This is a genomic window from Marinobacter confluentis (assembly GCF_004785685.1).
In the GTDB taxonomy this organism is placed as follows: Bacteria; Pseudomonadota; Gammaproteobacteria; order Pseudomonadales; family Oleiphilaceae; genus Marinobacter; species Marinobacter confluentis.
The window spans coordinates 1-317 of sequence record NZ_SRPF01000042.1 but is presented as its reverse complement, the minus strand read 5'-3'; the positions used below and the strand labels follow the sequence as shown (position 1 = coordinate 317).

The window sequence follows — 317 nt, the reverse complement described above, 5'->3', positions numbered from 1 at the left end:
GATTCCGAATACGACATTGAGGCCTACGAAGCGCCAGAGGGCGATGACATAGGGCTGGACGAAGATGAATCACCAGAGCGGGCTCTGGATTCAGACGCGGAAGATAGCGAAAGCCTGACGCCGGCCAGGGCCTCCGATGATGATCGTGACGATCCCATTGAGTTCGATCTGTCGGACCTTGAGGATACCGACGAAAAAGGTTCAGAATCCGAAGAGCCGTTTGATTTCTCGCTGGAAGAGGGCGATCTGCCCGAAGGCGATAAAGACGATGAGGATGACCTGAGCCTGGACTTCGAAACCTCCGATCTTGAGCTTGA

1 protein-coding gene is annotated in these 317 nt (G+C 54.6%); it reads left to right on the top strand.

Going from position 1 to position 317, the window contains the following annotated elements:
* On the top strand, positions 1 to 317 hold a 317-nt coding region (locus E5Q11_RS17815; RefSeq protein WP_210426342.1), incomplete at both ends, for a hypothetical protein.